This window comes from Haloechinothrix alba, assembly GCF_900188115.1.
GTDB lineage: Bacteria > Actinomycetota > Actinomycetes > Mycobacteriales > Pseudonocardiaceae > Haloechinothrix > Haloechinothrix alba.
Window position 1 is genome coordinate 117,151 of sequence record NZ_FZNW01000010.1, and the last position, 12,938, is coordinate 130,088.

Here is a 12,938-nt window from a genome sequence, read left to right on the forward strand (position 1 = left end):
TCGAACCGGTGGGGAGTGCGGAATCTCTCGAGGAATCGGGGAGTCGCGCGATGGTTTTTCGTCGAGTTAATGTACTCGTCGGCCTCGTGTGTGGATTGTTCGCCGCGGTGATCGCTGTTCACATCGTGCTTTTCGTTGCGGAAACGAACCTCGGCAACCCGTTCGCGCATCTCGTTTCGCACTGGGCCGATGGTGTGTCTTTCGGCCTCGGTGACCTGTTCCTGACCGGCAACGAGAAGCTGCAGCTCGCGCTCAACCAGGGGGCGGCCGCCGCCTGCCGGCCCCTGGCGGCGGCCGCCCACACAGTGCTGAAGCCGGGTAGGTGCGCCACGGATCCGGGTGGATCATCCCTTCCCCGCCCGCCCCGAGTTCGTTAGCGTTGCGAACCATGACGACAGCGATTACTGGTGGATACGTGGTCCCGGTCGACGGTGACCCCATCGACGGCGGGACGGTGCTGATCGACGGCAACACGATCGTCGCGGTCGGCACGGCGACCGATGTGCACATCCCGGACGGTGCCGAGCGTGTGGACGCCTGCGGGCAGTGGGTACTGCCCGGCTTCCTGGACGTGCACGCTCACCTCGGGGTGCACGAGGACGGTGAGGGCTGGTCGGGCGAGGACACCAACGAGGCGACAGACCCGAACGGCGCGCGGTTCCGCGCGGTCGACGGCATCGACCCGCACGAGGTCGGTTTCGACGACGCGCTGGCAGGCGGGGTCACCAGTGCGGTGATCAAGCCTGGCTCGGCCAACCCCATCGGCGGCCAGACGGTGGCGGTCAAGACCTGGGGTCGTACCGCGTTCGACATGGTCTTCCGCGACCGGGTCAGCGTGAAGAGCGCGCTCGGGGAGAACCCGAAGCGCGTGTACGGGGAGAAGGACAAGACCCCTGCGACCCGTCTCGGGGTGGCCGCGACCATCCGGGAGGCCTTCACCTCGGCTCGCAACTACATGGCCCAGCGTGAGCACGCGCGCAACGAGGGAAAGCCGTTCGACACCGACCTGACCAACGAGACACTGTGCGCCGTGCTGGACGGGACACTGCCCTGGGACCAGCACACCCACCGGGCCGACGACATCGTCACCGCCATCCGGCTGGCCGAGGAGTTCGGCTACCGCCTCATCGTCAACCACGGCACGGAAGGGCACCGCATCGCCGACCTGCTCGCCGAACGGGACGTCCCGGTCATCCTCGGGCCGATCTTCACGACCCGGGCCAAGGTCGAGCTGCGCAACCGCTCGCTGCGCGCACCGGGCATTCTGGACCGTGCAGGGGTACGGCTCGCGATCACGACCGACCATCCCGTCGTGCCGATCGACTTCCTCGTCTACCAGGCCATCGTCGCCGTCAAGGAGGGCCTCGACCCGGCGTCGGCGCTGCGCGCGCTGACCGTCAACCCGGCGAGCATGCTCGGGCTGGCTGACAGGGTCGGCGCGCTCGCACCGGGCATGGACGCGGATGTGGTGATCTGGTCCGGCGACCCGCTGGAGATCACCAGCCGCGCGCTGCGGGTTTACGTATCCGGCCGCGACGTGTACCGATTCGACCATGACACCGGTGAGGGTGTCGTGGCCGATCGCGTCTACAGGGAGCGCTGACTCGCGAGTCCACTACGGCCGGTCCGCGGACGGTGCGCGCGGCTTCGGTTTGGCCATGTCCACGGCCTTGGCGAAGTCGTCGCGCACCGTCTGCGACGGCGTCGGCCCTGCGAAGTTGACGATCGCGGCCAGCAGGAACGATACGATCACCGCGGGAACCATCTCGTAGAGTCCGATGTCGAACAGGCCCCCCTCGGTGTCGATGCGCGGCCAGATCAGCACGGTCAGCGCACCGCCGAGCAGGCCGGCGAGCGCGCCCGCCCAGTTGAACCTGCGCCAGTACAGTGCCAGCAGGATGACCGGACCGAACGACGCGCCGAATCCCGCCCAGGCGTTGGCGACCAGTTCGAGTACCGTGCCGCCCTGCAGCGCGAGCAGGTAGGCCACCACGGCCACGCCGATGACCGTCACGCGCCCGATCCACACCAGACGCATCGGTGGCGCGTCCTTGTCGATCCGCGCGCGGTAGATGTCCTCGGTCAGCGACGAGGATGCCACCAGCAGCTGCGAGTCCGCGGTACTCATGATCGCCGCCAGGATCGCGGCCAGCAGGATCCCGGCGAGCCAGGAGGGCAGCAGGTCCTGGACGAGCGCGATGAATACCGTCTCCTGCTCGCCGTCCCCGCCGAGCGGGGAATCGGCATAGTAGGCGATACCCACAAGGCCGACCGCCACGGCGAAGGCCATCGCGGTCGCCGACCAGGTCACGCTGATGCGGCGTGCCAACGGCACGGCCGCAGCCGAGCGGATGCCCATGAACCGGGCGAGGATGTGCGGCTGGCCGAAGTAGCCGAAGCCCCACGCCAGGCTGGAAATGATGGCGACGGCGCCCAGCGTGCCGACCGAGCTCCAGCTCCCGTCCGAGAAGGACACCTCGGTGGCCGCGCCGAGCAGGCCTGCTGCCTGGTCGCTGATCTGCTCGATCGTCGAGCCCGCCCCTCCGAGGCTGACCATGGCTGTCACCGGGACGACGAGCAGCGCGAACCACATCAGGATGCCCTGCAGCACATCGGTGTAGCTGACGGCGAGGAAACCTCCGAGGAAGGTGTAGCTGACGATGGCGAGCACGCCGATGGTCATGGCCGTCGGCGCGGCGATCCCGAAGAGCTGGTCGAACAGCACCCCGGTGGCCACAAGCATCGACGAGACGTAGACGCAGTAGAAGACGATGATGACCGCGGCCGATGCGGTGCGCAGCACGGCCGTGCGGTCCTCGAAGCGGTGCTCGAAGAATGCCGAGATGGTCAGCGCGTCCGCGGGCCTGCCGGTACCGACGTCCGTGGTGATCTCCGTGTAGGTGCGCAACCGCGCCGCCACGATCAGCCAGCTCAGGTACAGGCCCACCGCGAGGCCCACGCCGATCCATCCGGCTGCCAGCCCGCTGAGGTAGGCGGCGCCGGGCAACCCCATCAGCAGCCACGAGCTCATGTCGGAGGCGTTCGCCGACAGCGCAGCGGTCGGGCTGTTCAGCTTGCGCCCGCCGAGCACGAAGTCGGACAGCGTGGCGGTATGCCGGTAGACCCATACGCCGATCGCGAGCATGATCGCGAGATAGACGATGAAGGTGACTACGGTGCCTGTCTGGTCTTCCATCGGAACCACCTCGTGGGTGAGCTCGGGAGCAGGGGGCACGGTCGGTGCGCCGCCACTCTGCCAGGCGGGTGTAACCCACGAAAGTCCCAGTAGGACACGGATCCGTTGCGATACGCCTCAGCCGCGGCGCAGCTCCCGGGCGATGACCATGCGCTGGATCTGGTTGGTGCCCTCGAAGATCTGCGGCACCTTGGCCTCGCGCATGTAGCGTTCCACCGGGAAGTCTCGCGTGTAGCCTGCGCCGCCGAGCACCTGCACCGCGTCGGTGGTGACCTTCATCGCGGAGTCGGTGGCGACCAGCTTGGCGATCGAGGCCTGCCTGCCGAACGGCAACCCCCGGTCCTTGCGGCGCGCGGCCTCCAGGTACGTCGCCCGGGACGACTCGACCGCGGCTGCCATGTCGGCCAGCAGGAACTCGATGCCCTGGAAGTCGATGATCGGGGTGCCGAACTGCGTGCGCTGGGTGGCGTAGGCGACCGCCTCGTCCAGCGCGGCCTGTGCCAGCCCGACCGAGCAGGCCGCGATGCCGAGCCTGCCGGATGCCAGCGAGTCGAGTGCGATGCGCAGGCCGCTGCCCTCGTCGCCGATCAGCCGCTCCCGCTCCACGCGGGCATCGCTGAAGACCAGCTGCGCCGTCGTGGAGGCGGTCATGCCCATCTTCTGCTCGGGCGGGGCCGCGGACAGGCCGTCGGTTCCTGCGTCGACAAGCAGGCAGCTGATGCCCTTGGAGCCGTCCGGGTCGGTGCGCACCATCGTGGTGTAGTAGTCGGCCTCGCCGCCGTGCGTGATCCAGGCCTTGGTGCCGTTGACGACGTAGTGCTCGCCGTCGGGCTCGGCGCGGGTGGTCAGCGCGGCCGCGTCGGACCCGGCGTGCGGCTCGGACAGCGCGTAGGCGCCGAGCAGCTGCCCGGAGAGCATGTCCGGCAGCCACCGGTCACGCTGCTGCTCGGTGCCGTAGTAGGCCAGTGCGAAACAGGACATGGTGTGTACGGACATGCCGACGCCCACCGACATCCACGCGCTCGCGATCTCCTCGAGCGCCTGCAGGTACACCTCGTAGGGAACATCCCCGCCACCCCAGCGCTCGGGGTAGGGCAGCCCGAGCAGGCCGCTCTTGCCGAGCAGGCGGAACTGCTCGCGCGGGAAGCGATGGGCCTGTTCGAACTCGCCTGCGACGGGGGCCAGCTCCTCACGCGCGATCTCCCTCGCCAGCGCGATCAGGTCCTCGGCTTCCGTGTTTGGCAGCGTGCGTTCGGCAGGCATGGCTCCTCCAGGGCGCGTTGTCACACCGGATGATACCGAAAGCGGTACTATAGATCCATTGTTAGTACTATTCTACCGTGGAGGCATGGCCGGCTACGGATCCGCGGGCGCGGAGTCAGCTCCGGGGACGCGCGTCGCAGCACGCGCCCCCGCGCAACGGGCGCTGACCAGGCGTCAACAAGCCCTGCTCGGTGACCTGGAGGAGCTGTTCCTGGCCAAGGGCTTCCTTCAGTTCACGCTCGACGATCTGACCGCCCAGCTGAGCTGTTCGAAATCGACGCTGTACGCGCTGGCAGCCAGCAAGGAACAGCTCGCCGTGCGGGTAGTGCGGCGGTTCTTCGCCGGAGCGGCCGAGGAGATCGAGCGGCGCGTCGCCGGTATCGACGACGCGCGCGTGGTGATCGACACCTACCTTGCCGGTGTCTCCGAGCACCTGGGCAGGGCCTCGGACGTCTTCATGCGGGATGTGGCCGCGTTCGAGCCCGCGCGAGCGGAGTACGAGCGCAACAGCCGCGCGGCCGCTGCGCGCATCCGCACGTTCATCGCCTCCGGCGTCGCCGAGGGGGTGTTCCGCGAGGTCCACGCCGACCTGCTCGCCGAGATGGTGGGAGTGCTCATCGAGGCCATCCAGACCGGCGTGATCGGTGAGCGCACGCGGGTCAGCGACGCCGAGTCGTTCGAGGCCCTCGCCGAGCTGCTGCTCGGTGGCCTGCAGATGCCACGCCGGTGAGCGTTGCGCGCGCCACAAGGGTGACCTCGTTCAACTGTGAGTATCGTCCCACCGGTTTATCGAGGTCAGGTGTAGTGCTGCGCGGAGCCCCTCTGGTCGACTAGCGTAGAGCTGAACTGACACCCCAGCGGGGCGGTGCGTGGTGCGGGTCCGCGTCAGGCGCGCCGGCGCAACTCGTCGGCGGCCTTGGCGCGGCACCACCGTCTCGTACGACCTGAGAGGGACGTGCATGTCCGACGCAGCCACGCCTGCCGGTGCCAAGGGCAACGAAGCCGCAGACACCGTCGCGCTCCGATTGCCAAGCGGCGAGCACGAATTGCAGGTAGTACCCGCGGTCGAGGGGGCCCCTGGTATCCAGCTGGGGAACCTGCTCGCCAAGACGGGCTACATCACCTACGACCCCGGCTTCGTCAATACCGGCTCGGCATCTTCGGCAATCACCTACATCGACGGCGACGCGGGTGTGTTGCGTTACCGCGGCTACCCGATCGAGCAGCTGGCGCAGCGGTCGAGCTTCCTGGAGGTCAGCTACCTGCTGATCTACGGCGACCTGCCCTCCAAGGAGCAGCTGTCTGCCTTCGTCGAGCGGATCCAGCGGCACACGCTGCTGCACGAGGACCTCAAGCGCTTCTTCGACGGGTTCCCGCGCGACGCGCACCCGATGCCCGTGCTCTCCAGCGCGGTCTCCGCGCTGTCCACCTTCTACCAGGACTCGCTGAACCCCTTCGACCAGACCAGCGTCGAGCTGTCCACCATCCGGTTGCTGGCCAAGGTCCCCACGATCGCGGCGTACGCGTACAAGAAGTCCATCGGCCAGCCGTTCCTCTACCCGGACAACTCGCTCGGCCTTGTGGAGAACTACCTGCGCATGACCTTCGGCCTGCCCGCCGAGCCGTACGAGGTCGACCCGGACATCGCGCGGGCGCTCGACCAGCTGTTCATCCTGCATGCCGATCACGAGCAGAACTGCTCCACCTCCACGGTGCGCATGGTGGGGTCCTCGGAGGCGAACCTGTTCGCCAGTGTCTCCGCGGGGATCAACGCGCTGTTCGGCCCGCTGCACGGTGGGGCGAACGCAGCCGTGCTGGACATGCTCGCCGACATCAAGGCCGACGGCGGCGACGTCGGCAAGTTCGTCGAGCGGGTCAAGAACAAGGAAGCCGGTGTGCGGCTGATGGGCTTCGGGCACAGGGTGTACAAGAACTACGACCCGCGCGCGAAGATCATCAAGAAGACGGCAGACGACATCCTGAGCAAGCTCGGCAAGAACGACGAGCTGCTGGACATCGCCAAGAAGCTGGAAGAGACCGCGCTGTCCGACGACTACTTCATCCAGCGCAACCTCTACCCGAACGTCGACTTCTACACCGGCCTCATCTACCGCGCGCTCGGTTTCCCCACCGAGTACTTCACCGTGCTGTTCGCCCTCGGCAGGCTGCCGGGCTGGATCGCGCACTGGCGGGAGATGATGACCGACCCGGCCCGCAAGATCGGCAGGCCGCGCCAGGTCTACACCGGCGCCCCGCAGCGCGAGTACACGCCGCTCGACCAGCGCTGAATCCCGTGCGTGGCCGGGCAGGGAACGCCCGGCCACGCACGGGGCTCAGCCTGCCCGGCCCGTCCGGTCCCGCCCCGTTCGGGGCACCGGCTGGTGCTGCGGCAGGTCACCGCGCGCTCACACCTTCGACGGGCGCAGCGCCTCGGCGAGCTTGAGCCTGCTGCCCATGTGCAGCACGGCGTTGCGGTAGATCTTGCCGCCGAGCCAGGTCAGCACCAGGATCATGAGCACGGTCAGGCCGGCGGCCAGCGCGATCTCCCATCCCGTTACGTCGCTCGCCGCGATCCGGCCCGGCATCAGCATCGGCGCGAAGAAAGGCACCAGCGACATCACCGCTGCCGTCGTGCCGCCCGGGTCGGCCATGGTCACGTTGATGCCGACGACGAACCCGAGGACCAGGATCATCGTCACGGGAGTCACCACCGACTGCATGTCCTCCTGCCGGGAGACCAGCGAGCCGGCACCGGCGAACACGGACGCGTAGAGGAAGAAGCCGAGCACATACCACACCACGCCCCAGGCAAAGGTGGCGTAGGCGACGTCGGAGACGGTGAGCACGCCGGATGCCGTGGCCATCACGAGACCGAGGCCTGCGATGATGACCAGCTGGATCAGCCCGACCAGGCCGAGGCCTGCGACCTTGCCGAGCAGGAGCTGCCACGGTCGCACCGCGGCCAGCAGGATCTCCACGACGCGGCTGGACTTCTCCTCGACGACCCCCTGCGCGACGTAGGCGCCGTAGGTGCTGATGCCGAAGAACAGCAGGAACGCCATGATCGCGCCGACCGCCAGGCGCTGCCCCTCCTCGGGATCGGCGGGTTCCAGCGTGGTCACGTCGAGCTCGGCGGCGTTCGCCTCGCCGAGCACCGCGTCGGGATCGTCCACACCAGCCTGTGCCAGAGCGGCCCTGAGTACCTGCTGCTGGGTGATCCCGGTCAGGGCCGCGTGCAACCGCTCGTCCAACTCGGACTCGGCGACCACCTCGAGGTCGGACGCCGCGCCCGACACGGCGGCGTCGAGCTCGCCGCTGTCCACTTGGGAGCGGCCCTGCTCGGCACTCGCCAGCGTCGTGACGTCCGCCTCGAGACCGAGCTCGTTCGCCGATGCCTCCAGCTGGCTCGCGATGTGCGTGGCCTGCCCGGATACGCCGATCGCGGTCGTCTCCGAGTCGGAGAACAGCGCGTTGATGAGCAGGACGTAGATCGCGATACCGGCGACGATCGCGAGGGTGCCGAAGGCGAACGCCTTGGTGCGCAGCCGGGTGGTGATCTCGCGCCGTGCGACGAGCGCGACGATGCGTACGGGGCCCTGCCCTGCGGTGTCGGGACCGGTCGCGCTCACTGCTGGCTCCCTTCGGTGACGACGTTGCGGAACAACTCGGTCAGCGAGGGGCGCTGCTTGCTGAACTCCGTGACCCGGCCGGTCTCCAGCGCCGCCCGCAGCACCGCCTGCTCATCCGTGCTGGGTTCCAGCTGCAGCACGGTCTGGGAGTCCACCTCCTCGAGGACCCGGACTCCGGTGAGGTGACTCGCCCAGCCGGACGGGGCCTCTGGTGCCACGACCCGCAACGTGCTGGACGCGGCCGAGGTCAGCTCATCGACGGCTCCCTGGGCGACCATCTGCCCGTCGCGGATGATGCCGACGCGGTCGCAGAGGCGCTCGACGAGGTCGAGCTGGTGGCTGGAGAACACGACGGGCACCCCCGCCGCGGCCTTCTCCCGGAGCACCGCACTCATCACGTCCACGGCGACCGGGTCGAGGCCGGAGAACGGTTCGTCCAGTACCAGTACGTCGGGGTCGTGGACCAGCGCGGCAGCCAGCTGGACGCGCTGCTGGTTGCCGAGGCTGAGCTTCTGCACCTCGTCATGGCGCCGCTCCCGCAGATCCATGCGGGCCAGCCACCGCTCCGTCCTGGTGTGCGCGTCGTCGGCGGAGCACCCGTGCAGCTGAGCGAGGTACACGAGCTGGTCGAGCACCGCCATCTTCGGGTACAGGCCGCGTTCCTCCGGCATGTACCCGATCCTGGCGCGCATGCCCGGGGTGATCGGTGCGTGGCCGACACGTACCTCACCGGAGTCGGCGGCCAGTACGCCGAGGATGATCCGCATGGCGGTGGTCTTGCCGGCCCCGTTGCTGCCGACGAACCCGAACAGCTCGCCCGGCCGCACGGCGAAGCTGACGCGGTCCAGCGCGGTTACGTCCCCGTAGCGCTTGCAGAGTTCGACGACGTTCAGGGTGTTCGTGTCCACAGCCTCCCCCGTGCTCGCCCAGTGGTCCCAGTGGCATCGGCGCCGCCGATGCCACTGGGGCACATCATGACGCAAGCATCGTGGCCTCCCCCGAACGGGGGTTGTTACGGGGCCGGTTCGCCCGTCACTCCGTCCTGCTGACGTGCAGCTCCCCGGCCGCGAAAGCCGTCCGCAACCGCTTCTTGTCCGCCTTGCCGACGCTGGTCTTGGGTACCTCGTCGATCACGGCCCAGTTCTCCGGCAGCTGCCAGCGAGCGACCTTGCCGGAGAGGAAGTCCCGCAGCTGTTCCGGAGTCGCGTGCTGCTGGTCCTTGAACGACACCGCCACCAACGGCCGCTCGTCCCACTTCTCGTCCGGCACCCCGATCACGGCGGCCTCGGCGACCGACTCGTGGGCCATCACGTGGTTCTCCAGCTCCACAGAGGAGATCCACTCGCCACCGGACTTGATGACGTCCTTGGCGCGGTCGGTCAGTGTCAGGTAGCCGTCCGGGGTGATGTGCCCGACGTCGCCGGTGCGCAGCCACCCGTCGTGGAACTTCTCGTCGTCGTCCACGCCGTAGTACTTCGCGGCGATCCAGGGGCCTGTGACCTCCAGCTCGCCGACACTGCGCCCGTCCCAGGGCAGCTCGGCACCGGAGTCGTCGACCAGCCGGGCACGCACCGACGCGGGGAAGCGACCCTGTGTGTACCGGTACGCCCACGCCTGCTCGCCGGTCGCGCCCGCGGGCGAGCGTGCCACGCTGCCCAGCGGGGACGTCTCGGTCATCCCCCAGGCATGCAGCACGGGAACGCCGTAGTTCTCCTCGAAGGCATGCATCAGCGACGGCGGGGCCGCCGAGCCGCCCACCACGACCTCCCGCAGGTGGGAGATGTCTTGCGGGTTCGACTCCAGGTGCAGCAGCAGGCCCTGCCAGATGGTGGGCACCGCGCCTGCGAAGGTGGGCCGCTCCGCCGCGAGGATCTCCGCGATCGCGTCGGGCTGCAGGAACCGGTCCGGCATGATCAGCGAGGCGCCCACCATGAAGGCGGCATAGGGCAGGCCCCACGACATGGCGTGGAACTGCGGGACGATCGCCAGCGTGGAGTCGGCTTGGGACAGTGCCATGCTGTCGCTCATGCAGACCTGCATCGAGTGCAGCCAGATGGACCGGTGCGAGTAGGCCACTCCCTTGGGGTCACCCGTGGTGCCGGAGGTGTAACACATCGCGGCTGCCGCCCGCTCGTCCACCTGGGGCCACGAGAACTCGGTGGGCTGGTCGGCGAGCAGCTGCTCGTAGGAGTGCGCCTGGATCCCCTCCGGGACCTCGATGTCTCCAGCCTCGCCACCGTTGACGATCACGTGCCGCACGGTGCTCATCTGCGGTAGGTACTTGGACAGCAGCGGGGCCAGCGTGCTGTCCACGATGATGACGTGGTCCTCGGCGTGGTCGGCGATGAACGTGAGCTGCTCCGCCGAGAGCCGGATGTTGAGCGTGTGCAGGACCGCGCCCATCGCGGGGATCGCCAGGTACGCCTCGAGGTGCTCGTTGTTGTTCCACATGAACGTGGCCACACGCTGGTCGGACGTGACCCCGAGGCCACGCAACGCGTGTGCGAGCTGGGCCGCGCGCCTGCCGACCTCGGCGTAGCTGCGTCGCCTGCAGCCCTGGCCGGTCCAGGTGGCTACCTCACTGGTGCCGTGTACTTGCGATCCGTAGCGGAGCAGCTGGGCGATCGAGAGCTCTCCGTCCTGCATTGTGCTGTACATGCTGCGAGGCTAACGCGCTCCCGCCCGGTGTGACTCCCCAAGACGGAGGAGGTAACCGGTCGGTTGTGACTGGATCGGGTCAATGACCAGTGGGATATTCGCTGGTGACTGCGTGTCGGTGCTGCCGAAGTCGCCGTTGTGGCGTTTACTGGTGGCATAGCACCGCACGCGGATGCCGCGTGTGGCGTGGCAGCGAAACCGCCGGGAAGGTTCTCATTGCCCAGCGTCGTGCTGGTGACCGTGGTGCCCGGCGGGACGGAAAGCGGAACAGGAAGGATGACGTACGTTGGCTCTGCCTACGTTGACTCCGGAGCAGCGCGCGGAAGCGCTCGCCAAGGCCGCCGAGGCCCGCAAGGCTCGGTCGGAGCTGCTCGCGTCGATCAAGTCCGGCGAGCAGAGCATCGAGAAGGTGCTCGAGCGCGCCAAGGAGAACAAGACCATCGGCAAGACGAAGGTGTCTGCGCTGCTCAAGGCCGTTCCCGGTCTTGGCGCCGTCAAGGTCGCGAACCTGATGGAGCAGATCGGTATCGACCCGGACCGCCGCGCGGCCGGGCTCGGAGACCGCCAGCGCCGGGCATTGGTCGAAGCGCTGAAGTAGACCCGTGTCCGGGGTCCGTGGGTCCTGGCAGGCGCCGTACAGCTGCGCCTGCCAGGACGACGAGGCCCCCGGAGGGCGGGTTGTTCACAAGCCGACGGTCGGGGCTGCCTGTCGAGCGGCCCGCGGGCGTCGGGCGGTTACGCGTGTGCTGACCACCGGGTCCCTGGCTGCGAACGCTACCGCCGAGTAGTGCGACAATCGATCGTGTGACGATCTTTTCGGCGCACCGTGCCGCGCAGCTCGCGAGGTGGGCGCGATGACGGTCGCAGGTAGGGGTGCGGGCGCGCGTGCGGATCAGCGAGCTGATCCTGCCGAGTTGCTCGCCGCGTACCGCCGCGGGGACTTCTTCCTGTCCACCGCGGAACGGTCGATCCTCGCGCGCGGTGCCGACACCGTGCTCGACGGGGACGATATCGACGGGCTGGACACGCGGCTGTCTCAGGCACTGACCGGTGCGGCCCATCCGGTCGCGGTAGGCGTGCTCCCTTTCGCCACCGGTGCCACCGGTGCCACCGGTGCCGCCGGTGGTGAGCCGGGGGAGGAGCGGGCCGTCGCGCGGTTCGTCCTGCCTCGTGAGCTGTGGACGGCGGAGCCTGCGCACGGCGCGGCCGCGCAGCGGGCCACCCGAGGGGTTCCGGTGCCTGCCGAGGTCACACCGTTTCCGGCGCCGGAGGGGCACCGCGCTGCCGTGCAGCGCGCCCTCGCCGCCCTCGACGAGAGTGACCTGCGCAAGGTGGTGCTGGCGCGTGCCCTCGACATCTCCTTCACCGCAGAGGTCGACCCCGCCTGCCTGCTGCACAACCTGGTGCGGGACAACACTGGCGGCTACACCTACGCCGTCGAGCTGCCGCGAGCGGCAGCGGGGTCGCCGGGACCGCCGGGACAGCGCAGCCTGGTGGGCGCGAGCCCCGAGTTGCTCGTCCGGCGCAGTGGCACGCTGGTCAGCGCGCACCCGCATGCCGGCTCGGCGCCCCGGTCGTCCGACGCCGACGTCGACCGGCGCAACGCGGAGGCGCTGCTGGGCTCGGCCAAGGACCACGCCGAGCACGCCATGGTCACCGAGGCCGTTGTGGCCGCGCTGCGCCCGTTGTGCCGCCGTATCGACGTGCCGCCCGAGCCGTCGCTGATGTCGACATCGACGATGTGGCACCTGGGTACCGCGATCACCGGCGAGCTCCGCGACGAGGGCATCAGCGCGCTGCGTCTGGCCGCGGCGTTGCATCCGACCCCCGCGGTGTGCGGTACACCGACCCCGGCCGCCCGGTTGCTGGTCGGCGAGCTCGAACCGTTCGAGCGGGACTACTACGCAGGCGCCGTCGGATGGGTGGACACCACAGGCGACGGGGAGTGGGCCGTGGCGATCCGGTGCGCGCAGGTCGCCGAGCGTTCGCTGCGCCTGTACTCCGGTGGGGGGATCGTGGCCGGATCCGACCCGGATGCCGAGCTGGCCGAGACCTCGGCGAAGTTCCAGACCTTGCTGCGTGCCATGGGACTCGACCTAAATTTGTGACCTTGACCACAGTGCCGGTGGCGCGAGAACGTGGACGTGCCCGGCATGCGAGTCCGGGTGGCACGGCACCGGCGCCGCCGCGGG

At 68.9% G+C, this 12,938-nt stretch carries 11 protein-coding genes; 6 read left to right on the forward strand and 5 right to left on the reverse strand.

From position 1 onward, the window contains the following. Window positions 1–50: 50 nt before the first annotated feature. Window positions 51–377 carry a hypothetical protein gene (locus tag CHB84_RS11445; RefSeq protein ID WP_141134648.1) on the forward strand — a complete coding sequence of 109 codons (327 nt, stop codon included), beginning with the start codon at window positions 51–53 and terminating at the stop codon, window positions 375–377. A gap of 11 nt (window positions 378–388) precedes the next feature. Next, window positions 389–1,603, forward strand: coding sequence for an amidohydrolase (locus tag CHB84_RS11450; protein WP_089301542.1), 1,215 nt, complete (start codon window positions 389–391; stop codon window positions 1,601–1,603). A gap of 12 nt (window positions 1,604–1,615) precedes the next feature. Here CHB84_RS11450 and putP read toward each other — a convergent pair whose 3' ends face one another. Continuing rightward, window positions 1,616–3,196 carry a sodium/proline symporter PutP gene (gene putP, locus CHB84_RS11455; protein ID WP_089301543.1) on the reverse strand — a complete coding sequence of 527 codons (1,581 nt, stop codon included), beginning with the start codon at window positions 3,194–3,196 and terminating at the stop codon, window positions 1,616–1,618. A gap of 117 nt (window positions 3,197–3,313) precedes the next feature. Next, window positions 3,314–4,459 (reverse strand): acyl-CoA dehydrogenase family protein, encoded by a 1,146-nt coding sequence (locus CHB84_RS11460; protein ID WP_089301544.1) that lies wholly within the window; start codon window positions 4,457–4,459, stop codon window positions 3,314–3,316. Window positions 4,460–4,544: 85 nt separating this feature from the next. Between CHB84_RS11460 and CHB84_RS11465 the strand changes: the two genes are divergently transcribed. Both CHB84_RS11465 and CHB84_RS11470 read left to right on the forward strand, forming a co-directional pair. Further along, window positions 4,545–5,189 (forward strand): TetR/AcrR family transcriptional regulator, encoded by a 645-nt coding sequence (locus CHB84_RS11465; RefSeq protein ID WP_141134649.1) that lies wholly within the window; start codon window positions 4,545–4,547, stop codon window positions 5,187–5,189. 229 nt (window positions 5,190–5,418) lie between these two features. Further along, window positions 5,419–6,747: a citrate synthase gene (locus CHB84_RS11470; protein WP_089301545.1), complete on the forward strand. Its 1,329-nt coding sequence runs from the start codon at window positions 5,419–5,421 to the stop codon at window positions 6,745–6,747. Window positions 6,748–6,864: 117 nt separating this feature from the next. Here CHB84_RS11470 and CHB84_RS11475 read toward each other — a convergent pair whose 3' ends face one another. The 3 genes from CHB84_RS11475 to CHB84_RS11485 all read right to left on the reverse strand — a co-directional run bounded on the left by CHB84_RS11475 (window position 6,865) and on the right by CHB84_RS11485 (window position 10,746). Next, a complete protein-coding gene (locus CHB84_RS11475; RefSeq protein ID WP_089301546.1) occupies window positions 6,865–8,088 on the reverse strand; it encodes an ABC transporter permease in 1,224 nt (407 codons plus the stop codon). Next, a complete protein-coding gene (locus CHB84_RS11480; protein ID WP_089301547.1) occupies window positions 8,085–8,996 on the reverse strand; it encodes an ABC transporter ATP-binding protein in 912 nt (303 codons plus the stop codon). Before CHB84_RS11480 ends, CHB84_RS11475 begins: the two co-directional genes overlap by 4 nt. Window positions 8,997–9,120: 124 nt before the next feature. Next, on the reverse strand, window positions 9,121–10,746 hold the full coding sequence (locus tag CHB84_RS11485) for a long-chain fatty acid--CoA ligase (RefSeq protein ID WP_089301548.1): 1,626 nt from the start codon (window positions 10,744–10,746) through the stop codon (window positions 9,121–9,123). Between the two features lie 286 nt (window positions 10,747–11,032). On the opposite strand from CHB84_RS11485, the gene mihF reads away from it, so the two are divergent. Beyond that, complete coding sequence (gene mihF, locus CHB84_RS11490; RefSeq protein WP_089301549.1) at window positions 11,033–11,344, forward strand: integration host factor, actinobacterial type; 312 nt, start codon at window positions 11,033–11,035, stop codon at window positions 11,342–11,344. Between the two features lie 256 nt (window positions 11,345–11,600). Continuing rightward, window positions 11,601–12,854 (forward strand): isochorismate synthase, encoded by a 1,254-nt coding sequence (locus tag CHB84_RS11495; RefSeq protein WP_089301550.1) that lies wholly within the window; start codon window positions 11,601–11,603, stop codon window positions 12,852–12,854. Window positions 12,855–12,938 lie beyond the last annotated feature (84 nt).

Bases quoted from the DNA above. Each gene is read 5' to 3' on its own strand.
- CHB84_RS11495 (WP_089301550.1), top strand. From the start codon at position 11,601: ATGACGGTCGCAGGTAGGGGTGCGGGCGCGCGTGCGGATCAGCGAGCT.
- CHB84_RS11465 (WP_141134649.1), top strand. From the start codon at position 4,545: ATGGCCGGCTACGGATCCGCGGGCGCGGAGTCAGCTCCGGGGACGCGC.
- CHB84_RS11450 (WP_089301542.1), top strand. From the start codon at position 389: ATGACGACAGCGATTACTGGTGGATACGTGGTCCCGGTCGACGGTGAC.
- CHB84_RS11470 (WP_089301545.1), top strand. From the start codon at position 5,419: ATGTCCGACGCAGCCACGCCTGCCGGTGCCAAGGGCAACGAAGCCGCA.
- CHB84_RS11485 (WP_089301548.1), bottom strand. From the start codon at position 10,746: ATGTACAGCACAATGCAGGACGGAGAGCTCTCGATCGCCCAGCTGCTC.
- CHB84_RS11460 (WP_089301544.1), bottom strand. From the start codon at position 4,459: ATGCCTGCCGAACGCACGCTGCCAAACACGGAAGCCGAGGACCTGATC.
- CHB84_RS11445 (WP_141134648.1), top strand. From the start codon at position 51: ATGGTTTTTCGTCGAGTTAATGTACTCGTCGGCCTCGTGTGTGGATTG.
- putP (WP_089301543.1), bottom strand. From the start codon at position 3,196: ATGGAAGACCAGACAGGCACCGTAGTCACCTTCATCGTCTATCTCGCG.